Below are 23,669 nucleotides of genomic sequence, written 5' to 3'. Positions count from 1 at the left end.
TTTTCTCCGAATAGTGCTGGATGACTTGCCCCCCACTCGAGGAGACGTCGACATGCTCAAGGGATTCAAGGACTTCCTGCTCCGGGGGAACGTCCTCGACCTCGCCGTCGCGGTCGTAGTCGGAGCCGCGTTCACCGCCATCGTCACAGCGTTCACGAACAACGTGATCAATCCGTTGATCGCCGTTGCGGGCGGCGCCAACGATCTGGGCTGGGGTTACCAGATTCTCTCCGACAACCCGGCCACCTTCATCAACATCGGCGCCGTCATCACGGCCGTGATCAACTTCGTGATCATCGCCGCGGTCGTGTACTTCATTCTCATCGTCCCGGCAAACGCCGCGAAGAAGCGGTTCATCACCGAGCCCGCAGACAAGAAGGCCAGTGAGGCCGACCTGCTGATCCAGATCCGCGACATCCTCGAAGTGAGCCTCCAACCCGACGGAGCGGCAGCGAGTTCCGACGGAGCGCATGCCATGACCTCCGACAAGGCAGCGAACCTCGAGCAGACTCGCGAGTAGCTTCCGACGACTCCGGGCCCGTGCAGCAGCTGCGTGCACGGGCCCGGAGTCATGGGTGGAACGAATTATCAGCCGAGGCTGAAGGGCTGTCCCCACAGTGTGACGGTGCCGTCGACCGAAGCCGTCGAGACCGCGACCTTGACGTAGGAGCGGGCCTGCGCGTAGCCAGCGCAACCGGAGACACCGAACGTCTCGTCCGAGTACGTGAATCCACCGCTCTTGCCGGTGAACTTGAAGCTGCTCTTGTGAGCCTCGGCGCCGTAGTCGTCTTCGTACTCGATGTCGAGGATCGGCACGTTGGTGGCCTGGCCGGGTCCGATCGTGATGCCGCTACCGGCGCCACCCTCGGCCGGGATCGATGCGGCAGGACCGCCGGTAGCTGCACCGATCACCTCGGACGGCGTCAGGCTGGCACCTGCTTCACCATTGACGGAGCCACCGAAGTTGAGCTGGCACGCCACGATGTACCCGGCGTCGATGGTGCCGCCCTTGGCGGTGCCACCCTCGAGCGAGACGTCGATCGAGCCCGACGTCCACACGTTGCGGTGCAGCGGGGTCGAACCCATCGACGGGCTGATGTTCGCGGTGTTGCCGGTCTGGCGCACGGTCACCACGGTGCCGTCGAGCAGCGTCTGCGTGACGGTGCCGTCCTGCAACGGAACGAAGGTGTCGGCGTTGGCCGCACCGGTGGAGAAGAGGCCGATCGCGACGGTGGCCGCGGCGACCACGCCGGCGGCCTTGGCGCCGTGGCGCAGGGTCTTGCTGTTCATTGTTCCCCTCTAGGGTTTCTTACAGTGGGCACAGTGGCAGCCCACACGACTCGAAAAGGTTGGTTGTTCGGGTGCGCGCTGATCAGCCGATGCTGAACGGCTGCCCGTAGAGGGTCGACTTGACGTAGTGGTTCCCCGGAATCTCGAGGACCGTGTACGCACGAGCCTGCGCGTAGCCGCCGCAACCCTGAACCTCGATCTGCTGGTCGCGGTACTGAATCGCGGACACACCCGGCTTCAGGTCCGTCTTGGACTTCACCTTCGCGAACTTCACCTCACCGGCGCTGATCGGAATCGACAGCGAACCACCCAGGCCGAGCGAGTCGAGACCGAGATCGGCACTCAGACCACCCTCGAGGCCGGTGATGTCGGCCTGGCAACCCACGATGTAACCGGTGGTCAGCGTGGCGCCTTCCTCGGGCACCTCGCCGCCGAGCTCGGCGAACACGTCACCCGATACCCACGCAACGCGGCCCGCACCATTGGCGGCCAGCGACGGCGACACCAGAGCGCTCTCGGCGTTGCGGGCGATCTTGGCAGTGACGCCTCCTGCGTTGACGACCTTTTCGCCACCCGGCAGCGGCACGAAGGTGTCGGCATTCGCTGCACCGGTGGACATCAGGCCGAGTGCAACAGCCGCGGCAGCACCGAGGCCGGCAACGCGGGCCCCACGGCGCAGGCCTGACTTACGGATCTCGCTCATTCTTTCCCCTCATCAGGTACCACCTACCCGGCGTTCGGTTAGGCAGTCTTTACCTCTTGACGGGATAAAGTTAGCTGAAACAACGTCCAAATGTTATAGCCACGTGTCCGAATCCGCCTCCGCGCCAGCCCCCGTGTCCTAACTGTGACATGCACAACAGCGCATAGAGCGAGGTTGGGGGCGTACGGAAGTGCCGTACGCCCCCAACCTCGAGGTACTACATTGTTCAATTTTTCTTCGGCGTCATTGCGTCAGCCGAGGCTGAAGGGCTGTCCCCACAGGGTGACGGTGCCGTCGACCGAGTCGGTCGAGACCGCGACCTTGACGTAGGAGCGGGCCTGCGCGTAGCCGGCGCAACCGGAGATACCGAACGTCTCGTCGGAGTACGTGAATCCACCGCTCTTGCCGGTGAACTTGAAGCTGCTCTTGTGAGCCTCGGCGCCGTAGTCGTCTTCGTACTCGATGTCGAGGATCGGCACGTTGGTGGCCTGGCCGGGTCCGATCGTGATGCCGCTACCGGCACCACCCTCGGCCGGAATCGCGGCAGCAGCGCCGCCGGTGGCTGCGCCGATGAGGTCGGACGGCGCCATGCTCGCGCCGGCCTCGGCGTCGACGGAGCCACCGAAGTTGAGCTGGCACGCCACGATGTACCCGGCGTCGATGGTGCCGCCCTTGGCGGTGCCACCCTCGAGCGAGACGTCGATCGAGCCCGACGTCCACACGTTGCGGTGCAGCGGGGTCGAACCCATCGACGGGCTGATGTTCGCGGTGTTGCCGGTCTGGCGCACGGTCACCACGGTGCCGTCGAGCAGCGTCTGCGTGACGGTGCCGTCCTGCAACGGAACGAAGGTGTCGGCGTTGGCCGCACCGGTGGAGAAGAGGCCGATCGCGACGGTGGCCGCGGCGACCACGCCGGCAGCCTTGGCGCCGTGGCGCAGGGTCTTGCTGTTCATTGTTCCCCTCTAGGGTGAAAGTCGCTGACGCGAGAAGTCGTGAAGTGGGATCTGCTTACGAGCAATCAGCCGATGCTGAACGGCTGCCCGTAGAGGGTCGACTTGACGTAGTGGTTCCCCGGAATCTCGAGGACCGTGTACGCACGAGCCTGCGCGTAGCCGCCGCAACCCTGGACCTCGATCTGCTGGTCGCGGTACTGAATCGCGGACACACCCGGCTTCAGGTCCGTCTTGGACTTCACCTTCGCGAACTTCACCTCACCGGCGCTGATCGGAATCGACAGCGAACCACCCAGGCCGAGCGAGTCGAGACCGAGATCGGCACTCAGACCACCCTCGAGGCCGGTGATGTCGGCCTGGCAACCCACGATGTAACCGGTGGTCAGCGTTGCGCCTTCCTCCGGGATCTCGCCGCCGAGCTCGGCGAACACGTCACCCGACACCCATGCTGTGCGGCCCGCACCATTGGCGGCGAGCGACGGAGAAACCAGAGCGCTCTCCGCGTTGCGGGCGATCTTGGCCGTGACGCTTCCCGCGTTGACGACCTTTTCGCCACCCGGCAGCGGCACGAAGGTGTCGGCGTTGGCCGCACCCGTGGACATCAGGCCGAGGACTACAGCCGCAGCGGCACCAAGGCCGGCAATGCGGGCTCCACGGCGCAGGCCGGTCTTTCGGTTCTCGCTCATTCGTTCCCCTCATCAGGATTCTGCTGGTTCCCAGTCACGACCTTCGAGACTGAGGAGTGGTCCATGTCGGGCCCAGCGCAGTATCCAGAGCTGTGATGTCCGCAGAGTGAACTACGGATGATCACAGCTCGATAACCGCGCTGAAGACGAAATCACTGACGAACTGTCAGAGTTCCGACTGGGCAACGGCACATCGACCCTGCCCTCCATCTCCAGTACTGACTCGCCGAGGACAGTAACCGGCAGGTGGTTGCCTAAGCAATTAATTCCATCGGAAACGGAATCGTGATGTATGCCACACCCGAAAACGTGTCCAACGTGTGGGATTTGCGCGAGAATTCCGACCACTTGCCACTCCCCTGACCTGCAGGTTCACTGGCTGTTCACGTTAAGTTCGGTAACGTTTACATTCGGTTCACAAGCTCGAAGGATGTCTGTTCTGACCGGAATGTGATGCCTGAAAGAACGCTGAAGAGCACCCCGCGCCCGGGAAAATTCCGCTCGGGCAGACGCACAAAAACTCAGGGTGATCGCAGGGCGCGACCGCAGATCACGATTCGCTTAAGGTGAGGGTTTCGAAGATAACTACCCGTGATGTGGGGGGCGCTGACGGCGCAGCCATTCGTCGCCGGCAGCGGCGCCGGGCCCGTCCCCGGGTTCGCGTTCGTCCGCGGTGGTGTCGGGGAAGACGTCCCCGAAGATGCGTTCGAGCCGGGCCCTGTCGATCGGGGCCCGGCTCGGAACTGCCTGCTCGTCGGGCTCGCTGGGCGAGTCCGGCTCGTCGGAACGAGAAATCGTCTCAGCCTTCCAGACCGGACAATTCGGAAATCACGTGCGCCGCGAGCGGCGTCAGGGTGGCCATGCCGTCCCGGACCGCGGCGCGGGAGGAAGCGAGGTTTACCACGAGTGTGCTGCCGGACACTCCGGCGAGCCCGCGGGAGAGCCCTGCGTCCAGGGAACCGGCGGCGAGACCCGAAGACCGGAGGGCCTCCGAGATTCCCGGAATCTCGCGGTCGAGGACCTCGGCGGTGACGTCGGGAGCGACGTCGCGGGGCGACACGCCGGTGCCGCCGACGGAGACGACGAGGTCGACGCCACCGATGACGGCCGTGTTGAGCGCGTTGCGGATCTCCACCTCGTCGGCCGCCACCGCCACGATGGCGTCGACGATGAAGCCGGCCTCGTTCAGCAGTTCCGTCACCAGAGGCCCGATGGAGTCCTTGCCGTCACCGTGAGCGGTGCGGTCGTCGACGATTACCACCAGCGCGCGGCCGGCCAGCGAGGCTTCGATGTCCATGGTCCCTACCGTAGTGGCCCCGTTCAGAACGGACTCGACCTGCCCGAGAATCCCCGTGTTCATCAGCGGCCACCCTGTTCGGCGGTTCCGAGCGTGACGTCGACGGTCTTCGTATTGGATCCGTTCCCGTCGGTGTAAGTGATGGACACGTTGTCTCCCGGTGCGTGTGAACGGATGGCGGCGATGAGTGCGTCGCCGCTGGTGATGACGCGATCGTCGACCTTGGTGATCACCGACCCCTTCGGAATTCCCGCCTTCTCCGCCGGGCTGCCCGACGTGACCTCGACGACGGTGGCACCGTTGGCGGCGTCCTGCGATGGGACCTGGATCCCGATGACGGCCTGGGTGGCCTTGCCCGTCTTGACCAGCTCGTCCGCGATGCGCCGGGCCTGGTCGACCGGGATCGCGAAGCCGAGGCCGATGGATCCGCTCTGCTCACCCGCACCGGAACCACCGATGCTCGCGATGGCGGTGTTGATGCCGATCAGCTGGCCGTCCATGTTGACGAGGGCGCCGCCGGAGTTGCCCGGGTTGATCGCCGCGTCCGTCTGGAGGGCGTCGATGACGGTGTTCTGGTTGCCGGACTCACCGCTGGTGGACACCGGGCGATTGAGCGCCGAGATGATGCCCTCGGTGACGGTCCCGGCCAGGCCGAGGGGCGACCCGATCGCCACGACCTGCTGTCCGACCTGCACGTTGCCGGACGTTCCCAGCTCGATCGGAGTGAGATCGGTCTTGCCGTCCACCTTGATGACCGCAAGATCGGACACGGGGTCGGCGCCGACCAGCTTGGCGTCCGCCGTGCGGCCGTCCGAGAAGGCGACCGTCAGCTTGCCACCCTTGGCGGCCGCGCCAGCGACGTGATTGTTGGTGAGGATCATGCCGTCGGACGAGATGACGATGCCGGATCCTTCTCCACCGGAACCGCCCGCCGTCGCCACCTCGATCTGGACGACGCTCGGGACCACCTTGTTCGCGACCGCCTGCACCGAACCGGCCGGTGCGTTCGCGGCCGGGGTCGCGGTGTTGTTCTTGGGGGCGTCGAGGGAGTTGGTCACCGCGGCGCCGCTACCGTTCCGGTCGGTTGCCAGGGAGCCCACGACGCCACCGATGCCACCGCTCACGAGGGCGAGCGCCACAGCGCCCACCACGATGGCGGTGCGGGCGGGACGCTTGGTCACGGTCGCCGTCGATCCCTCCCCGGCCTGTCCGGGGCCCTGAAGGCCGGGGAACGGGCCCTGAGGCGCACCGTGCTGCCCGGCCGCGTGCTGGGCACCCGGATGTCCCGAGGCGCCGTGCTGAGGCTGTCCGAACTGCTGTGTGGGCTGGTGCGGCGCACCGTACGGATTGCCCTGGGGGTACCCGGCCGCGCCGTAGGCCTGCTGCCCCATCGGACTGCCCGCGGGGTTCTGCGGAGTGGCCGGAAACTGCTCGGTCGGGTGGTAACCCGGCGTCGACTGCGGGTGGGCGGGCTGATCGGGGCGCGCGCCCTGGTCGCCACCGGCATTGTCGCGGCTGTTGCCGTCGTGACTGTTTCGATCTTCGGTCATCGCACCACTTCCATCTCCCGCGACCGCCCGCAGGGGGCAGTCGCACCGTCTCTGTGTACGAGAGTGCCCGGTGGGACTGAGAAGGTCCTGAGACCGGCCTTTGAGTTAGCCGAGACCCTGAGACTATTCCGCTTCGGGTTCGCCCGGAAGGACGATCCGGATGAGCGCACCGCCCCGTTCGGAGACGTCGACGGCGATCGTGCCGCCGTGCTTGACCACGACCTGCCTGACGATGGCCAGCCCCAGCCCGGAACCGGGCATCGAGCGCGAGGCCGTCGACCGGTAGAAGCGGTCGAACACCAGCTCCCGATCCTCCTCCGGAATGCCCGGTCCCGCGTCGTCCACCGTGAGTTCGAGAAGTCCGTCGCCCGCCGGCTTCATCGCCACACGCACCTGCTCACCGGTGGGACTCCACTTGGCCGCGTTGTCGAGCACGTTGAGCACCGCCCGCGACAGTCCCGCGTGGTCGCCGTAGACGAACCAGGGCACGGTGACTGCGGTGAAGTCGATCTCGTTGCGCCGGCGGCGTGCCCGCTCGAGGCTCCGTTCCACCACTTCGCTGAGATCGACTCTCTCGAAGATGGTTTCCGGCGCGTCCTCACGGGCAAGATCCACGAGGTCGCCCACCAGCTGCGAGAGTTCCTCGATCTGCGCCACCACGTCGGTACGCAACTCGGCCATGTCCTCGTCCGGAATATGCGGTGCGCCAGGACGACTCGATGCGATCAGCAACTCCATGTTGGTGCGTAGCGACGTCAGCGGGGTCCGCAGTTCGTGTCCCGCATCGGCGACGAGCCTGCTCTGCCGCTCCCGCGACTCCGCGAGCGCCCTCAGCATCGTGTTGAAACTCTCGGTGAGCCGGGCGAGTTCGTCGTTGCCCGTCACCGGCATGGGCGTCAGGTCGTCAGTCCGGGCCACCCGTTCCGTGGCGGCGGTGAGCCGGGCGATCGGACGCAGACCGGTGCGCCCCACCGTCGTTCCGGCGGCGGCCGCGAGGACCACTCCGCACCCGCCGACGATGAACAGCACCCAGGCGAGCCGGTCGAGCACGGCACCCGTCGGCGCCAGTCGCTGCGCGATCACCAGCGTGCTGCCGTCCTGGGTGCGCTCGGCCAGCACCCGCTGATTCTCCGCCGTCCGCAACGACGTGTCGCGCTCGCCGCGGGCCACCGACAGTTCGGGTTCGCCGATGGGGACACTCGACCCCGGCGGCGTGTACGTGTCGAGGTCCGGGAAGATCAGCGCCACACTGATATCCGTCGTGTACAGCGTCGCGCCCGCGATGTAGCGCGGATCGAACGTCACGAGATTGCTGTCGATGAGCGCCGACGCCCGGGTGCGCAGCTGGTTGTCCACATCCGCGTACAGCGCCCGCGACACCACGGCGTACGCCGCGATGGCCATCACGGCCACCGCGATGGCCACCACGGACGCGGCGAGCAGCGTCACCCGCCACCGCAGCGACACCGACCGCGTCAACGGCATCGGAGGCCGCATCTCGGGTGGTAACGGGATCGGACCTGTGGGGTGCCGGGAAATGTGGTGCGAGTCGTGCTTCGCCGACCCCGACTTGTCGGCGGTCTTGTGGAACGGAACTGCCATCACGGAGGAGTCTCCCGCAGCACGTAGCCGACTCCGCGGACGGTGTGCAACAGGCGGGTCTCTCCGTCCGCCTCCGTCTTGCGACGCAGATACCCGACGTACACCTCCAGCGCGTTGCCGGACGTCGGGAAGTCGTAACCCCACACCTCCTCGAGGATGCGGCCGCGGGTCAGCACCCGGCGCGGGTTGGCCATCAGCATCTCGAGAAGCGAGAACTCGGTGCGGGTGAGACTGATGGATCGCTCGCCACGCGTCACCTCGCGGGTGACCGGGTCGAGCGTGAGGTCCTCGAACGTCATCTTCTCCGAGTCGATGCCCGGCTCCGGCGCGGCGCGGCGCAGCAGGGCGCGCAGCCGGGCCAGCAACTCCTCCAGGGCGAAGGGTTTCGGCAGGTAGTCGTCGGCTCCGGCGTCCAGGCCCGACACCCGCTCCGACACGGAGTCGCGTGCCGTGAGGACGAGAATCGGGAGGTCGTCGCCGGTACTCCGCAGCCGTCGGCACACCTCGAGACCGTCCAGGCGGGGCATCATCACATCGAGCACGAGCGCGTCGGGGCGCGCGTTCGCGACCTTCTCGAGGGCATCGATACCGTCGACGGCCAGTTCCACCGAGTATCCGTTGAAGCTGAGAGACCGCCGTAAGGACTCCCTCACGGCGCGATCGTCGTCGACCACCAAAATGCGCATACCCGACAGTTTGGCCCGATCAACTGAGATATGTCTGAGAAGGGATCATCGAAGTGCGATGGCGCCGGTCACTCGAGGACCCGCGGGCCCGGCAGACCCCAGTTCCGCCACAGCGCCAGCACCCGCAGCGCCGACGCGAACACCGTGCCCACCACCAGCGCCACGTCGGTGCCCGAACCCCACTCGCTCACCACGACCACCAGCGCCGAACCGAGCAGCGCCGGCACGGCGTAGAAGTCCCGCTGCAGCAGCAACGGGACCTCGTTCACCAGCACGTCGCGCAAGATCCCGCCGCCGATCGCCGCCGTCCCGCCGATGAGACACGACGCGAGCGGACTCGCCCCGTGCTCGAGCGCGATCACCGCGCCCGTGCTCGCGAACAGGCCCATGCCCAGAGCGTCGAGCACCAGGATCTCCCGGCGCAGTCGCCCGACAGTCGAATGCAGGAAGAACACCAGCAACGACATGCCGAACGACGTACCGAGGTTCGGCCAGCTGCCCAGCGACGTCGGCGGGTGGATGCCCAGCAGGACGTCGCGGACGATGCCGCCACCGAGAGCGGTGAAGACACCGACCACGCACACACCGAAGATGTCGAGGCGCTTCGTCACCCCCACCAGGGCGCCCGAGGCCGCGAACACCGCGATGCCCACCAGTTCCAGGATGTACAGCAGCACCCGCCAAGGTTCGCACGAGGAGCGTCATTTCCCGGCCGGGTCCACCAATCCCAGCTTCACGGCCTTCACCAGCCGGCGCGGCACGCGATGCGTGGCGCCGCCCACCGTCACGTCGACGAGGTCGGGCGCCTGGGCCTTCCACTGCGATCTCCGGCTGCGCGTATTGGACCGCGACATTCTGCGTTTCGGTACTGCCATGGTGTGTCTCCTCCTTCGTCGTCGACCCGTGAGTACTTGTTAACCGCGGGCGGTTAACAAGTACTCACGGGCGCTTGCGCACTCCGTAGCGGCGTTCGAATTTCTCGACGCGGCCCGCGGTGTCCATCACGCGCTGCGCGCCGGTCCAGAACGGGTGCGACTCGCTGGTCACGTCCACGACCACGAGCGGATAGGTGTTACCGTCCGCCCATTCGAGGGTGCGGTCGCTGGTCACCGTCGACCGCGTGAGGAACGTCGTTCCGGTGCTCGCGTCCTGGAACACCACGGGGTGGTAGTCGGGGTGGATGTGGGGCTTCATTCGTGTCCCTCTCTCGATTCGGGTTCTGCGTAGGGTGATTCGCTGCTCTCGCAGGGGTCTTCGTGGAACTGCCCGAACGGGTCGGGCCACGACTGCCAGGAGGCTTCGTCCGCGAGTTCGTCGTCGGTGACGAGCGCCCACTGCAGCGTGCGGTCGATCTCGGTGGGGTCGGCGGCATGCACCAGCACGACCATCGACGTGTGCCGGTCGCCGAAGCGCTCGTCCCAGCACAGCGCTGCCATCGCGCGGCGCGCGACCCCGACCTGTTCCTGTTCCTCCGGGGTCATCGCGGCCAGCCATCGGTCGGCACCGGCCACCCGCAGTCCCCCACCGGCTGATTCGAGCCACAGCGCCTCGTCGGGCTGCGTCGCGACCCATATGCGCCCGCGAGACGTGACGACTCCGTCGAGGAGCACGTCGACGGCCTCGTGTAGTCGCTCCGGATGGAAGGGCCGGGTGGCGGTGAACTCGACGAGCATGACGCCGCAGTCGTGGGACAGCGGCGGCTGCCCGCGCAGCAGTGGTGAGTGGGCGTGGGACGGTTCACCCCGCCTCGCGCCGACCGAGATGTCGAGGAGCAGACGCTCGACGTCGGGAGGGTGACCGCCCCAGACGATCGGCGCGCCCGGTGCGAGCCGGGACAGGACGGCGTGGAGCCGGGCCTGCTGCCAGCCGTCGCCTGCACTGCCCGACACCACCAGGGCGTCGGCGAAGTCCACCTGCCCGACCGTGACCTGCGCAACGGTGCGGTCGTCGTCCAGCGCTTCGTCGCCGGTGGCGTCGGCCAGCCACGATCCCGCGTCGAGGCAGGTGACGACGCCGTCGACGCGCACGTCCCGCGATGCCGGACCGTCGATCTGCCCCACCACGCCGGACACCGCCACGTGCTCGACCGCCCAGCACACTGCCTCGGGTTCGAGCCTGCGGTCGAGGTGCAGCACGATGCGCTGCACCGAACTGCGGGTGTGCAGGCGGCGGAGCAGCGGGAGAAGGTCCTCGCGGAGCGTGCAGGAGATGCAGCCGTGCGCCAGTTCGAGGATGCCGAGGCGCTCGCGCGGCGCCCCCGACTCCAGCGTGGTGACGGTCCGGCGGACGACGCCTTCGTGCACGAGGTCGAGGTCGTGATGCACGACGACGGTGCCTTCGCGGAGCAGCGACCGCGCCGCGTCCTCGGTGGGGCCGTTCCACCCGGAAACCAGGATCAGCGGCGTCCGGCCGTCGAGTATCTCACTCACGAGCACCCTTTCGATAACGATTGTCATTACGTGGCCAGAACGCTACATTGGAATCTCGTCGTTGTCGAAAATGATTGTCATAACCTCTCGTGGCGGTTCCGCGAGGGGACAGGAGAGGAACACCATGTCGGCGCACTGCCAGGTGACCGGACGCCAGCCAGGATTCGGCAAGTCCGTGTCGCACTCCCACAAGCGAACCAACCGGCGCTGGGATCCCAACATCCAGAAGAAGACCTACCTCCTGCCCAGTGAGGGCAGGCGGGTCACCCTCACGCTCTCCGCCAAGGGCATCAAAACCATCGACCGGGACGGCATCGAGGCCGTCGTCGCCCGGATCCGCGCCCGCGGGGACAAGATCTGATGGCCACCCGCAACGAGATCCGCCCGATCGTGAAACTGAAGTCGACGGCAGGCACCGGGTACACGTACGTGACCCGCAAGAACCGCCGCAACGATCCCGATCGTCTCGTGATGAAGAAATACGACCCGGTCGTGCGGAAGCACGTCGATTTCCGAGAAGAGAAGTAGCAGACACCGCACATGGCCAAGAAGTCGAAGATCGCAAAGAACGAGCAGCGAAAGATCGTCGTGGCACGCTGGGCCGAGCGCCGCGCGGAGCTGAAGGAGACCATCCGCCGTCCGTCGAGCAGCGAAGACGAGCGCGCGGAGGCCCGGGCGGCACTGCAGCGTCTGCCCCGCGACGCGAGTCCGGTACGATTGCGCAATCGAGACGCTGCGGATGGACGTCCGCGCGGCCACCTGAGGAAGTTCGGGCTCTCTCGCGTGCGTGTTCGCGAGATGGCGCACCGCGGGGAGCTGCCAGGCGTCCACAAGTCGAGCTGGTAAAGGAAGAAGATGGCAGTCAAGAGAGCACCGTCGAAGAAGCCGCGTCCCGTCGAGGGCCGCAAGCCCAAGAAGAACCCGTTGTTCGCGGCCAAGATCGAGTACGTCGATTACAAGGACATCAACCTCCTCCGCACGTTCATCTCGGACCGCGGCAAGATCCGTAGCCGCCGCGTCACGGGCCTGACCCCGCAGCAGCAGCGTCAGGTTGCCGTCGCCGTCAAGAACGCTCGCGAGATGGCCCTGCTGCCCTTCACGAGCCGGTAACTCACGTAGGCACCGAAAAGGCCGCGTAATCCTCGGATTACGCGGCCTTTCGTCGTTCCGGTCAGCCGAGCGCGGCCTGCATGTCGGCGATCTCCTTCTGCTGGGCGGTCACGATGTCGGTGGCCATCTGCGTGGCCTCCGGGTTCTCACCGTCGGCCAGTTCGGTGTTCGCCATGTCGATCGCGCCCTCGTGGTGCTCGATCATCATGGTCAGCCATTGCCGGTCGAACTCCGTGCCCGACAGTGCCGTCAGGGCGTCCATCTGATCGGCCGACATCATTCCGTCGCCGTGACTCATGCCGTGCATGTCGGGCGTCGGAACCGGTTTCCCCCACTGCTGGAGCCAGGTCGTCATCCGGTCCATCTCGGGTTGCTGCGCCGCCTCGACCGCGGCGGCGAGAGCAACCACGTCGGCGTTGTCGGTGCGGCCGGCGACCAGGTCGGCCATCTCGACCGCTTGCGCGTGATGCGGGTACATCCCTTCCAGGAACGCGACATCGGCGTCGTTGAACCGCGCCTGCGATTCGACCACGGACGTCGAGGCACCGGACGTCGACGAGGTGCCTGCCGAGTCGGTGCCGCAGCCGGTCAGGACGAGAGCCGCGCCTGCAGCGGCGGCGATCAGGACAGTGTTGGTGGTACGCATGAGGAACTCCTCGAGATCAGTTCGGGAAAATGACAGTCGGATCCGCCGGGGCACACGCCCCGGGCCCCCTGTCACACCCGCAGAATCGAGAGTTCCGCCAAAGAGAACACCGTCCACGGTGGTGGACCGCGCCCCGACTGCACACGGGCGGCGCTCACCCGGGACCGTCGGCCGACGGGATCCGCGGAATGCCACCACAGCAACATCACCGACGTCAGCGCGGCGATCACCACGATCATCCCGGCACACTGATGTCCGGTGAGATGGGGTTGCTCGCAGCCGTCCCCGCCGCAACCGTGGGGGTCCTCGGCCTGGGACGCGGCGGCCGGGGGCTGCTCGTGCACCGCCGCGATCGCGGTCGGCGCGATCAGGCTGTGCATGAGGAGCACCCCGGCGGCGACGGCGATCAGCAGCGCGGCACGCGCCACCACTGTGCGCCTCCGCCCGGTTGCCGTCTCCACACCACCCACTGTAACCGGACATACCCAGCGGGGGTATCGACGCATGTGAGTGGCGTTGTGTGTCCCGGGACGCGGAAGCACTCACATGGGGGTGTGGGCGAGGATCTCCAGACCCTGCTGCTCGAGTCCGCCGATGGTGTCGGTGAGGATGACGAGCCCGCGGTCGTTCGCGCGGTCGAGCACGACGGTGCACTGGAAACCACCGGTCGCGCCGCCGTGCAATGTGTAGTCGCGACCTTCGAACGGGACGATCGACCACGTCAGCGCGCGGTAGTTGTCGCCGATCCACCGCGGGTCCATGGCCGCGGCGCCGGGGACCGTCCCGTCGAGGAGTGCCCGGACGTACGTCGACATGTCGTTCGCCGTGGACCGCAACCCGCCGGCCGGGGCGTACGCGTCCAGCGGCCACGGGTCCTGCGACCGGTGCAGGACGTCGAATCCGCGGGTGACGTTCGGGGGCAGGTCGGCGGCGGTGAGCGGCATCCACGACTGCGACAGTCCGAGGGGGACGAGCATGCGCTCGCGGAGCAGCGACGGGTAGTCGGTGTGCGCGGCCGCGGCCAGCGCCTGACCGAGCAGCGCGAAGCCGACGGTCGAATACGAGTAGCTGCCGCGGGTGGTGAGCGGCGCCGACTGCAGTTGCTGCAGCAGCGTCGCCCGGTCGTAGGTGAACGGGTTGGACGCGACCACCCAGTGCCCGACGGCCACCACGGTGTCGGTGCTCATCGGGAACTGCGCCAGCCCGGACGTGTGGGATGCCAGCTCGAGCAGCGTCACGTCGCCGACCGGTGCGCCCTGCAGCGGCAGCAAATCTCCGACCTTCGTGTCCTCGCGCACCTCGCCCCGGGCGACGGCGTCGACGAACAGCTCCGCGGTGAACGTCTTGGTGACGGAACCGATCTCGAAGTCGGTGTCCTCGGTGGCCCCGAAATTCGCGAACCGGGTGCCGGACGCGTCGATGTACGCGACGCTCGCGTTCTCGCGGTAGCTGCGGCCGAGGACCTGCCCGGCGAGTGCGATCAGTTGCGGATCCCCACTCGACGGCGGGGCGAGCGCCGACGCCACGGGAGCGGCACCCCAGGCGAGGGTCCACGCGCAGAACAGCGCACAGAGGACGGTCGTTCGACGCAGCATTGCGACTCCTCGAGCGCGACGGAACACGCGCACAGACGATCTCCCCGACCGGAGGCTATTGTCACCCACCCGAATGCCGAGCACTAGACTTCGGAAGGTTTGCCGACAGGAGGCTGACCTGTCGAGGAGGTGCCCCGCAGCGTGTCGGGAGTGGTTGCGGGATTCACCGTCATATTCGTCATCATCGCCATCGGCTACATGCTCGGCCGTCGCGGGACGCTGGGCGCGGAGGGCGAATCCGTCCTGGGCAGGCTGGTGTTCTTCGTCGCCACACCGGCGCTGCTGTTCGATTCGCTCGCATCGTCCGACCTCTCCGTGATCTTCTCGCCCACTCTGGCCGTCGCGGCTGTCACGGCGTTGACGGTCGGCGCACTGTACATGTTCGTCGCGCGGGTGTGGCTACGCAGGTCCCTTCCGGAACTGACGATCGGCGCACTGTCGGCGTCGTACGTGAACTCCGCGAATCTCGGGATTCCCATCGCGGTGTTCGTCCTGGGCGACGCGTCGTTCGTGGCGCCGCTGCTGCTGTTCCAGATCATCGCGTACTCCCCCATCGCCCTCACCATCCTCGACGTCACCACGCTCCGCCGCGGTGCGTCGCGACTCGACACGATCACCGCGCCGTTCAAGAACCCGATCGTCGTGGCGGGCGCCGCGGGACTGCTGATCGCTCTCCTCGGCTGGACACCCCCGGAAGCCCTGATGCAGCCGTTCCGGCTCATGGGTGGCGCGTCGGTTCCGGGTGCGCTGCTCGCATTCGGCATCTCGCTCTACGGGGTGCGGGTGCTGGAGAAGGGGACGAGTCCGCGACGCGACGTCGCGCTGGCGTCGGTGCTCAAGATCGTCGTGCAACCGGTGCTGGCCTACCTGATGGCGCGCTATCTGCTCGGGCTCGACGGCCACGAACTGTTCGCCATCGTGGTGGTGGCGACGCTGCCGACGGCACAGAACGTCTTCGTCTACGCCAGCCGGTACGGGGTGGGAACCGTCCTGGCGCGGGACACCGCTTTCGTCACCACTTTAGCTGCGATTCCGGGGATTGCGCTGGTCTCCGGCCTCCTCGCGGGATGAGGTTACCGTGGCATATGCGCGTAATCGCCCTCGCAGTGCTGGCCTGCCTCGCCCTCGCCGGATGCGGGTCCGGTTCGAGCACCGACGAACCGACGATTCCCCCGGAGATCGCGTCCGCAGTGGATCCCAGCCCGACCAATCCGTCGTCGGGGATGCCCATTCCCTCCGAAGTGCCCGGCGACGAGTTCGGCACCGTCTTCGAGTCGCGCCCCGACATCGTCCGGGCCAATCCGACGCCGTTCGAGTCGTGGTCCCGTACGGACGGCAACATGGTGGCGATCCACTTCGTCACCGGAACCCCGGAGTGTTACGGCGCCGCCGCGACGGTCACCGAGACCGACACCACGGTCACGATCTCGCTGCGCACCGGCACTCTCCCGGAGGCGGCCGACAAGATGTGCATTCTCGTCGCCGTGTTCGGCACCCTCGAAGTCCCGTTGCAGGCGCCACTCGGCAATCGCCAGGTGATCAACGGATGACCCGGTGAAGCACTGGTTCCTCAACGTCTGCATCGCCACTGCTCTGCTCCAGGCCGTCTATCACGCCGTCCGCGTTCTCGTCTCCTACCGCGTCCTCGCGCTCGGCGGCGACGCCGTCACGATCGGCATCGTCACCGCCCTGTTCTCGCTGGCACCGCTGCTCGTGGCGGTCCGGATCGGACGCGCCGTGGACCGGCGGCACGCCGCCGCGATCCTGCGGACCGGTGTGGTGCTGACGTCGCTCGGTGTCCTGGTGATCGCCGTCAGCAGCGACCTGATCGTCCTCGGGCTCGGCAACGTGATCCTCGGATTCGGCCAGATCCTCGTGACCGTCGCCGCGCAGGGATTCGTCACGCTCCTCTCCCCACCCGGTGAGCTGGACCGGGGATTCGCCGGATTGACGCTCGGCGTCTCGGTCGGCCAGGCCGTCGGAGTTCCGCTGGTCGGGCTGATCGCGGCGGGAAGCTCGGACGGCGGCGGCGTCGAGACCACTCTGGCGTTGACGGTGATGGGGGTGGTGTCGCTGGCCGCGATCCCGTTCGCCTGGCCGATCCGCGAACGCCCGCAGCCGGCGGAGTCGGCGTCCAAGGGCGACCGGCAGTCCGTGGTCAGCATGATCTCGACGACAGGGATGCGGCCTGCCGTGTTCAGCAGCCTGATCGTGCTGGCGTCGGTCGACGTCGTCGTCGCGTATCTCCCCGTTCTCGGGCACGAGTTCGGGTTCAGCGTTCTGCTGGTGACGTTGCTGCTGACCGCGCGGACCGCGGCGTCGATCGTGTCGCGCGCGTTCCTGCCGTGGCTGCTCACCCGCGTGCCGCGGCAGAAACTGCTGATCTCCGCCACGCTGTGCTCGGCACTGCCCACCGCCCTGCTGCCCTTTGTCCCAGACCCGGTCGGGATGGCGTTGCTCCTCGTCGTGGCCGGATTCTTCTGGGGCATCGGTCAACCACTGACGATGACGTGGGTGGCCGGGCTCGTCACCGCCGCCAACCGGGCGGCGGCGCTGTCGCTGCGCCTGACCGGCAACCGGCTCGGGCAGGTACTGATTCCACTGACCGCGGGCGCCGCGGCGGGGGTCGCGGGCACGTCGTCGATCTTCGTGATCACCGGCGGGCTGCTCGGCACGGCAGCGGTCTCCACCTGGCGAGCTGTGAGTACTTGTTAACCGCCCGCGGTTAACAAGTACTCACAGCTCCGAAACGTCGCGTCCGCCGCGGCACGACGCTCCACTTCGTCGGATGTGGCGTGCGTCTCTTCTCGACACACTGGTTCCCAAGTCACGCGTTTGCCAGATCAGGGGTCAGGAGCCACACGATGAGCTATACCGGTGTCATTCCGAGCACGACCGACACACCCCGTCCACGCCAGGACGAGGCCGCCGTGTCGAGCGCGGTCCTGGCGTCCGGAGGGACCACTCCGCGGCTGCGGTTCGTCGACACGGCGGATGCACCGCCCGAACCGGCCGCCGTCATGGTCTGGCCGCAGGGCACCCCGTTGCTCGCCGAGTTGGTCGCGCTGTTCGCGGACCTCGGTTTGCGGGTCGCGTCCCACGAACAGCTGCCCGCGGGTGAGCCCGGCAGCCCGCTGGTCCACCGGTTCGACTTCAGCACCGGCGACTTCGCCTGGGACGCGGACACTCCGGGCCTGCTGTCCGACGCGTTCGAGGCCGCGGCCGCCGGTCATCTGGAGGTCGACGGATTCACCCGGCTCGTCGCCGCGGCGAACCTGACGTGGACGGACGCCGTCCTGGTCCGGGCGGCCTGCCGCTACCTCCGCCAGGTGGGGCTGGGACTGTCGGAACCCAACATCGTGGCGATCCTGTTGCGGCACACCGATTTCGTGCGCGGATTCCGCGACCTGTTCACCGCCCGTTTCGACCCCGCCGTCACCGGCACCGACCGCGACAGCGCCGTCGCGGACGCGGAGCGCGTGCTGCTCACCGCGATCGATCGCACCGCGACGATGGACGAGGACCGTCTCCTCCGCGGCCTGCTGTCGTTCACGTCGGCCGTGCTGCGCACCAACTGGTTCCAGCACGACCGCACGATCAGCGCCGCCCCCGCGGCGTTCAAGATCGACCCGTCGCTGTTGTCGCTGTCCGCGGCCGTGACTCCGTATCGTGAGATCTTCGTGCACTCGCCGATCGTCGAGGGCAGCCATGTCCGCAGCGGTCCGGTCTCGCGCGGCGGTCTGCGGTGGTCGGACCGCAAGGACGACTTCCGCACCGAGGTTCTGGGTCTGATGAAGACGCAGCACGTGAAGAACTCGCTGATCGTCCCGATGGGCGCGAAGGGCGCGTTCGTGGTGCGCACCGAGACGACCCCGGACGCGGTCCGCGCGGCGTACACGAGCTTCATCGACGGACTGCTCGACGTCACCGACGACATCGTCGACGGTGAGGTGGTCCATCCCCGCGACACGGTGATCTACGACGACGCCGACCCGTATCTGGTGGTGGCCGCGGACAAGGGCACGGCCCGATTCTCCGACCTGGCCAACAGCATCGCGACGCGTCGCGGATTCTGGCTCGGCGACGCGTTCGCGTCCGGCGGCTCCGCCGGCTACGACCACAAGGCGATGGGCATCACGGCGCGCGGTGGATGGGTCTCCGTTCGCAGGCATTTCGCGGAGATGGGCAAGAACGTCGACACCGACGCGTTCACCGTGGTCGGCATCGGCGACATGTCCGGCGACGTGTTCGGCAACGGCATGCTGCTCAGCCGCGCCATCCGGCTGGTCGGCGCGTTCGACCACCGGCACATCTTCCTCGACCCCGAACCGGATTCCGAGGCCTCCTACCGCGAACGCGAGCGCCTCGCGTCCGTGTCCGGCAGCAGCTGGGACGACTACGACCGGAACCTCGTCTCGGCGGGCGGCGGCGTGTGGCCGCGGACCGCGAAGAAGATCCCGCTGTCGCCGCAGGTGCGTGAACGCCTCGGCGTCACCGCCACCGAGCTGCCCCCGCACGAGGTGGTGAAGGCACTGCTGACCGCGGATGTGGACCTGCTGTGGAACGGCGGAATCGGCACGTACGTCAAGGCTTCCACCGAGGGGCACGCCGACGCCGCGGACCCGGCCAACGACGCCGTCCGGGTGGAGGCGAGCGACGTGCGCGCCGCGGTGATCGGCGAGGGCGGCAACCTCGGTCTCACGCAGCGCGCCCGGATCGAGTACGCGCTGAACGGCGGCCGGATCAACGCCGATTTCATCGACAACGCCACCGGGGTCGCCACCTCGGATCGGGAAGTGAACCTGAAGGTCGCGCTGGACGCGGCCGTGGCGGCGGGCGAACTGCCCGCCGCGGAACGGAACACGCTGCTCGCCCGCGTGCAGGACGAGATCGGCGAATCGGTGCTCGCCGACGCCGCCTCCCAGACGCTCGCCATCAGCCTCGCCGAGGTCCACGCACCGTTCCTGCTCGGACGTCACGAGCGGCTGATCGAGAACCTCGAGCGGGACGCCGGGATCAGCCGGGCCGCGGAGGTCCTGCCGTCGGCGGCGGAATTGTCGGCGCGGCACCGCGCCGGCCAGGGACTGGTCCGGCCGGAGATCGCGGTTCTGCTCGCACAGTCGAAGAACCTCGTCGTCACCGAACTGCTCGCCTCCCCCGTGCTCGACGACGCCGTGTTCGACGGTGTTCTCGCCGACTACTTCCCGGCGTCCATCCGCGAACGCGTTCCCCAGCAGATCAGCGGTCACCGGCTCGCCCGGGAGATCGTGGCCGTCATCGTGGCCGGCGACATGATCGACCGTGTCGGACCGGGCCTGATCCACCGCCTCGAGGAGCGGCTCGGCGTCGGCACCCCCGAGATTACCGTCGCGTACGCGGTGGTGCGGCAGGTGTTCGACATCGACCGCCTGTGGAACGAGGTCCTCACCCTGCCCGGCGCGTCCCACCGGACCCGGCTGAATCTGCACTTCGGCATCCAGGACCTGATCGAGCGCACCACGTCCTGGCTGCTGCGGCATCGCGCCGCGGGCACGGACGCGCAGCAGCTGATCGAGCGCTTCGCGAAGCCGGTCCAGGAACTCGCCGCGGCGCTGCCCCGGCTCACGGGTGCCCCCGCCCAGGACCTGGGCACGCTGCGGATCCTCGCGCAGGCCTTCGCACTGGAGACCACCGCGCAGTCACTCGACCTGCCGATCACCCAGGTCGCCGAGACGTACCGCGAATTCGGCCGTGTCGTGGGCCTCGACTGGCTGTCGGAACGGTTCTCCGTCGGCGAGACCGGGACCGCCTACTGGGAGGCGATGGCGGGCGCCGTCCTCGTCGACAATTTGCAGGAACACTGGCACGGCCTGATCGGACTGGTGCTGCGCGACGCCTCGCCCGCGACGTCCGCCGCCGACGCCGTCGCCCAGTGGCTGACCGAACACACCACCGCCGCGGACCGCCTGGCACAGATGCTCGGCGAGCTGCGGAGCCACGACCGCGTGGACAACTCGAGCATCTGCGTCATCGACGCCGAACTGTCGCTCGCGCTCACCCGCTGCTAACAGAACCCCCCTTTCACGAACCCGTCAGCACTTCAACCAAAGGAGCTCGAAAGTGCCTACTCTCCAACGTGATGTCGCCATCGTCGGCGCCGGCCCGTCCGGCCTGGCCGCAGCCACCGCGCTGCGCAAGGCGGGGCTGTCCGTCGCGGTCCTGGAGGCGCGCGACCGCGTCGGAGGTCGGACCTGGACCGACACCATCGACGGCGCGATGCTGGAGATCGGCGGCCAGTGGGTCTCCCCCGACCAGACGACACTCATCACCCTGCTCGACGAACTCGGCCTCGAGACGTTCGACCGGTACCGCGAGGGTGAGTCCGTCTACATCTCCGCCGCGGGCGAACGCACCCGCTACACCGGCGAATCCTTCCCCGTCGACGAGACGACCCGCAAGGAGATGGACCGGCTGATCCAGATCCTCGACGACCTCGCCGCGCAGGTCGGGGCCGAGGAGCCCTGGGCGCACCCGCTGGCCCGCGAACTGGACACGATCTCGTTCAAGCACTGGCTGATCGAGCAGTCCGACGACGCGGAGGCCCGCGACAACATCGGACTGTTCATCGCAGGCGGCATGCTGACCAAGCCCGCTCACTCGTTCTCGGCGCTGCAGGCCGTGCTCATGGCCGCGTCCGCCGGATCGTTCTCGCACCTGGTGGACGAGGACTTCATCCTCGACAAGCGCGTCATCGGCGGCATGCAGCAGGTGTCGATCCGGATGGCGGCCGCCCTCGGCGACGACGTCTTCCTGAACGCGCCCGTGCGCACCGTCCAGTGGAGCGAGGACGGCGCAGTAGTGCTGGCGGACGGGGACATTCGCGTGGAAGCGTCCCGCGTCGTGCTCGCCGTCCCGCCGAACCTGTACTCCCGCATCTCCTACGACCCGCCGCTGCCGCGCCGCCAGCACCAGATGCACCAGCACCAGTCGCTGGGACTCGTCATCAAGGTGCACGCCGTGTACGAGACCCCGTTCTGGCGTGAAGACGGCCTCGCCGGCACCGGATTCGGCGCGTCCGAGGTCGTCCAGGAGGTGTACGACAACACCAACCACGAGGACACCCGGGGAACCCTCGTCGCGTTCGTGTCGGACGAGAAGGCCGACGCGATGTTCGAACTGAGCGAGGAGGAGCGTCGCGCCACCATTCTCGGCTCGCTCGCCCGCTACCTCGGACCGAAGGCCGCCGAGCCGGTCGTCTACTACGAGTCCGACTGGGGCTCCGAGGAATGGACCCGGGGCGCGTACGCCGCGAGCTTCGACCTCGGTGGCCTGCACCGGTACGGCAAGGACTCGCGGACGCCGGTCGGACCGTTCCACTTCTCCTGCTCGGACATCGCCGCCGAGGGCTACCAGCACGTGGACGGCGCCGTGCGGATGGGTCAGCGCACCGCCGCAGACATCGTCGCCCGCCTCGGAAAGTAGTCCCGTCCGATCATCGCCCGGCAGTCACGACTGCCGGGCGATGATCGCGAGCAGCAGTTCGGCCCGCACCCGCGCCACGTCCAGCCGGCAGTCGATCAACGATTCGATCCGCGCCATGCGGCTGCGCAGGGTGTGCCGGTGCACGCCCATCGCCGCCGCCGCCGACTCCCAGTGCCCGTTCGCCTCGAGAAACGCCCGCAGCGATCCCAGCAGTTCCGTGCCGTTGGTGCGGTCGTAATCGTCGATCGGCGCGATCATCGTGTCCGCCAGGGAGTTCAGCACCTCCCGCGTCGAGCTGAAGGCGAGCAGCGCGCTACCGGTCAGCGCCGCGAACTCCAACGGCTCCGCCCCCGCCTCGGCGGCCGACGCGGCCAGCTGGGACTGTTCGATGGCCGCCACCAGACCGGCGACCTCCCGCCTCCCGCTCAACCCCGCACGGATCGCCTTCCGCGCCGGCGCGGGCAGTCCGCGCAGCATCGCCCGCGCGAAGTCCACGTCGTCGGTGCCCCGCAGCAGAACGGTGACCCGCGTATCGTGACGGCGCGAGAAGAGTTGCCGTCCGGCCTTGTTCATGGCGACCGCGACCGCCGACTCCACCCGTTCCGCGAGTGCCGGTGTCTCGGCCACGACCGTGAGTCCGCGGACCATCCCGTCCGCGTCCGCGGCGTGCCGGATCTGCGACCAGGCGGGCGCGAGGTCGCGGTCCTCGGTGAGCAGCAGGCCGAGGGCGTGCGAATTGAGCCGGTTCTGTGCGGTCCTGAGCCGTACCGGCTTCTCGAAATCCAAGGCGAGCAACGAGTTCGCGTGGCCGAGCAGGATCTGGTCCACGTGGCTGAGCGCGGTGGGACTGATCACGGCGAGATGTCCGTGCGGGGTGCTGCCGACACTGATCTGCTGCACCGTGATCGACGCGCCCGACCGTGCCAGCGACACACTGCTCGACGCTCCGCCGGTGCCTGCCTCGAGCACTTCCCGCAGTTCCCCGAGCACGTCCTCCGCGGGCTGCGCCGGATGGGACTCCAGCACCCGGCCGGACAGGTCGAGGAGCAGGACGGTGGCCGACGTGGCGACGGCCAGCTCGCGCACGGTGGCGCCGGTGCCGCCCTGGATGACGGCGCGGGTCATCCGCGGTTGCGCCCGGGACGCGCGCAGCACCGCCTCGTACTCCTGCTCCGCGAGTCGGTTCATGACCCGCTTGACCACGGCCGCGAACGGTGTCGGCAACGGCACCTCGAGCAACGGCAGCCCGATCTCGTCGGCGACGGCCACCAGGTCCTCGGGCACCTCCGGGTGCGAGAGGCCGGTGCCGAACCCGACCGCGGCCACCCCGGCTTCACCGAGGCCGCGCAGGTATCGCGCCCGGTCGGCGGCGGTCAGCGGAAGCCGGATGCCGGTGGTGAGGAGCAATTCTCCGCCGGAGAGCCACCGGAAGGGGTCTTGCAGTTCGGTGGTGTGGGCGAACGTGATCTCGTTGCCGAGACCGGCGGCGCCGCCCTTCAACTCGAGAGCCAGGTCCGGCTGGGACAACATCCAGCGAACGGCAACGGTCATGTCGGCTCCTGCGCAGTTGCGGTCGGGTCCGTGCCACCCTGACCGGTCGGAATCGGGATGGCGCTGGACAAGTTGGCCAGCGGGGCCCGAGCGACTACTCCATTGTGTCA

26 protein-coding genes are annotated in these 23,669 nt (G+C 68.0%); 10 read left to right on the top strand and 16 right to left on the bottom strand.

Translation table 11 applies throughout. The annotated features are described in order from the left end of the window. Positions 1–52: 52 nt before the first annotated feature. Entirely contained in the window at positions 53–520 is a 468-nt protein-coding gene (gene mscL, locus DTA22_RS21345; protein WP_037243754.1) for a large conductance mechanosensitive channel protein MscL, read from the top strand. Between the two features lie 68 nt (positions 521–588). Here mscL and DTA22_RS21340 read toward each other — a convergent pair whose 3' ends face one another. The 12 genes from DTA22_RS21340 to mrf all read right to left on the bottom strand — a co-directional run bounded on the left by DTA22_RS21340 (position 589) and on the right by mrf (position 11,223). Continuing rightward, positions 589–1,290, bottom strand: a complete 702-nt coding sequence (locus tag DTA22_RS21340) for an MspA family porin (protein WP_112300810.1) — start codon at positions 1,288–1,290, stop codon at positions 589–591. A gap of 82 nt (positions 1,291–1,372) precedes the next feature. After that, the gene (locus tag DTA22_RS21335) at positions 1,373–1,993 is read right to left on the bottom strand and encodes an MspA family porin (protein WP_112300809.1); all 621 of its coding nucleotides are present in this window, start codon (positions 1,991–1,993) and stop codon (positions 1,373–1,375) included. 251 nt (positions 1,994–2,244) lie between these two features. Beyond that, positions 2,245–2,946: an MspA family porin gene (locus tag DTA22_RS21330; protein WP_037243748.1), complete on the bottom strand. Its 702-nt coding sequence runs from the start codon at positions 2,944–2,946 to the stop codon at positions 2,245–2,247. Between the two features lie 65 nt (positions 2,947–3,011). Beyond that, on the bottom strand, positions 3,012–3,632 hold the full coding sequence (locus DTA22_RS21325) for an MspA family porin (RefSeq protein WP_037243746.1): 621 nt from the start codon (positions 3,630–3,632) through the stop codon (positions 3,012–3,014). A gap of 799 nt (positions 3,633–4,431) precedes the next feature. Continuing rightward, on the bottom strand, positions 4,432–4,992 hold the full coding sequence (locus tag DTA22_RS21315) for a MogA/MoaB family molybdenum cofactor biosynthesis protein (RefSeq protein WP_005567398.1): 561 nt from the start codon (positions 4,990–4,992) through the stop codon (positions 4,432–4,434). Beyond that, a complete protein-coding gene (locus DTA22_RS21310; RefSeq protein WP_112300808.1) occupies positions 4,992–6,479 on the bottom strand; it encodes a S1C family serine protease in 1,488 nt (495 codons plus the stop codon). Before DTA22_RS21310 ends, DTA22_RS21315 begins: the two co-directional genes overlap by 1 nt. Before the next feature lie 123 nt (positions 6,480–6,602). Beyond that, positions 6,603–8,081, bottom strand: a complete 1,479-nt coding sequence (locus DTA22_RS21305) for a sensor histidine kinase (RefSeq protein ID WP_037243744.1) — start codon at positions 8,079–8,081, stop codon at positions 6,603–6,605. Continuing rightward, complete coding sequence (locus DTA22_RS21300) at positions 8,081–8,767, bottom strand: response regulator transcription factor (protein ID WP_005238656.1); 687 nt, start codon at positions 8,765–8,767, stop codon at positions 8,081–8,083. The genes DTA22_RS21305 and DTA22_RS21300 overlap by 1 nt, the downstream gene beginning before the upstream one ends. Before the next feature lie 68 nt (positions 8,768–8,835). After that, positions 8,836–9,444, bottom strand: coding sequence for a trimeric intracellular cation channel family protein (locus DTA22_RS21295; RefSeq protein ID WP_037243742.1), 609 nt, complete (start codon positions 9,442–9,444; stop codon positions 8,836–8,838). Positions 9,445–9,468: 24 nt separating this feature from the next. Beyond that, positions 9,469–9,642, bottom strand: a complete 174-nt coding sequence (rpmF, locus tag DTA22_RS21290) for a 50S ribosomal protein L32 (protein ID WP_112300807.1) — start codon at positions 9,640–9,642, stop codon at positions 9,469–9,471. Between the two features lie 64 nt (positions 9,643–9,706). Further along, the gene (locus DTA22_RS21285) at positions 9,707–9,961 is read right to left on the bottom strand and encodes a type B 50S ribosomal protein L31 (protein WP_037243740.1); all 255 of its coding nucleotides are present in this window, start codon (positions 9,959–9,961) and stop codon (positions 9,707–9,709) included. Further along, positions 9,958–11,223, bottom strand: coding sequence for a ribosome hibernation factor-recruiting GTPase MRF (gene mrf / locus DTA22_RS21280; protein WP_112300806.1), 1,266 nt, complete (start codon positions 11,221–11,223; stop codon positions 9,958–9,960). Before mrf ends, DTA22_RS21285 begins: the two co-directional genes overlap by 4 nt. Before the next feature lie 97 nt (positions 11,224–11,320). On the opposite strand from mrf, the gene rpmB reads away from it, so the two are divergent. The 4 genes from rpmB to rpsR are packed head-to-tail and all read left to right on the top strand — an operon-like array spanning position 11,321 to position 12,306. Then, positions 11,321–11,557, top strand: a complete 237-nt coding sequence (rpmB, locus tag DTA22_RS21275; RefSeq protein ID WP_005238644.1) for a 50S ribosomal protein L28 — start codon at positions 11,321–11,323, stop codon at positions 11,555–11,557. After that, on the top strand, positions 11,557–11,724 hold the full coding sequence (gene rpmG, locus DTA22_RS21270; RefSeq protein ID WP_037243738.1) for a 50S ribosomal protein L33: 168 nt from the start codon (positions 11,557–11,559) through the stop codon (positions 11,722–11,724). The genes rpmB and rpmG overlap by 1 nt, the downstream gene beginning before the upstream one ends. A 12-nt stretch (positions 11,725–11,736) precedes the next feature. Continuing rightward, on the top strand, positions 11,737–12,042 hold the full coding sequence (rpsN, locus tag DTA22_RS21265) for a 30S ribosomal protein S14 (RefSeq protein WP_005259913.1): 306 nt from the start codon (positions 11,737–11,739) through the stop codon (positions 12,040–12,042). Positions 12,043–12,051: 9 nt separating this feature from the next. Beyond that, positions 12,052–12,306 carry a 30S ribosomal protein S18 gene (gene rpsR / locus DTA22_RS21260; RefSeq protein WP_005238639.1) on the top strand — a complete coding sequence of 85 codons (255 nt, stop codon included), beginning with the start codon at positions 12,052–12,054 and terminating at the stop codon, positions 12,304–12,306. 61 nt (positions 12,307–12,367) lie between these two features. Here rpsR and DTA22_RS21255 read toward each other — a convergent pair whose 3' ends face one another. The 3 genes from DTA22_RS21255 to DTA22_RS21245 form a co-directional block, all read right to left on the bottom strand. Then, positions 12,368–12,952, bottom strand: a complete 585-nt coding sequence (locus DTA22_RS21255; RefSeq protein WP_112300805.1) for a DUF305 domain-containing protein — start codon at positions 12,950–12,952, stop codon at positions 12,368–12,370. A gap of 71 nt (positions 12,953–13,023) precedes the next feature. Then, entirely contained in the window at positions 13,024–13,413 is a 390-nt protein-coding gene (locus DTA22_RS21250) for a DUF6153 family protein (RefSeq protein ID WP_245973326.1), read from the bottom strand. 81 nt (positions 13,414–13,494) lie between these two features. Continuing rightward, positions 13,495–14,547, bottom strand: a complete 1,053-nt coding sequence (locus tag DTA22_RS21245; RefSeq protein WP_112300803.1) for a serine hydrolase domain-containing protein — start codon at positions 14,545–14,547, stop codon at positions 13,495–13,497. A gap of 141 nt (positions 14,548–14,688) precedes the next feature. Between DTA22_RS21245 and DTA22_RS21240 the strand changes: the two genes are divergently transcribed. The 5 genes from DTA22_RS21240 (at position 14,689) to DTA22_RS21220 (ending at position 22,008) form a co-directional block, all read left to right on the top strand. Further along, positions 14,689–15,618, top strand: a complete 930-nt coding sequence (locus DTA22_RS21240; RefSeq protein WP_112300802.1) for an AEC family transporter — start codon at positions 14,689–14,691, stop codon at positions 15,616–15,618. 14 nt (positions 15,619–15,632) lie between these two features. After that, complete coding sequence (locus DTA22_RS21235; protein ID WP_112300801.1) at positions 15,633–16,097, top strand: hypothetical protein; 465 nt, start codon at positions 15,633–15,635, stop codon at positions 16,095–16,097. A gap of 4 nt (positions 16,098–16,101) precedes the next feature. Beyond that, positions 16,102–17,262 (top strand): MFS transporter, encoded by a 1,161-nt coding sequence (locus tag DTA22_RS21230; protein WP_112300800.1) that lies wholly within the window; start codon positions 16,102–16,104, stop codon positions 17,260–17,262. A 149-nt stretch (positions 17,263–17,411) separates the two neighbouring features. Then, positions 17,412–20,594: an NAD-glutamate dehydrogenase domain-containing protein gene (locus tag DTA22_RS21225; protein ID WP_112300799.1), complete on the top strand. Its 3,183-nt coding sequence runs from the start codon at positions 17,412–17,414 to the stop codon at positions 20,592–20,594. A gap of 52 nt (positions 20,595–20,646) precedes the next feature. Further along, positions 20,647–22,008: a flavin monoamine oxidase family protein gene (locus DTA22_RS21220; protein WP_112300798.1), complete on the top strand. Its 1,362-nt coding sequence runs from the start codon at positions 20,647–20,649 to the stop codon at positions 22,006–22,008. Between the two features lie 24 nt (positions 22,009–22,032). On the opposite strand, the gene DTA22_RS21215 is transcribed toward DTA22_RS21220, so the two are convergent. Next, the gene (locus DTA22_RS21215) at positions 22,033–23,559 is read right to left on the bottom strand and encodes a PucR family transcriptional regulator (RefSeq protein ID WP_037243719.1); all 1,527 of its coding nucleotides are present in this window, start codon (positions 23,557–23,559) and stop codon (positions 22,033–22,035) included. Positions 23,560–23,669: the final 110 nt, after the last annotated feature.

Source organism: Rhodococcus wratislaviensis, assembly GCF_900455735.1.
GTDB lineage: Bacteria > Actinomycetota > Actinomycetes > Mycobacteriales > Mycobacteriaceae > Rhodococcus_F > Rhodococcus_F wratislaviensis.
The sequence above is the reverse complement of the archived record's forward strand: the minus strand, read 5'-3'. Positions and strand labels throughout refer to the sequence as shown.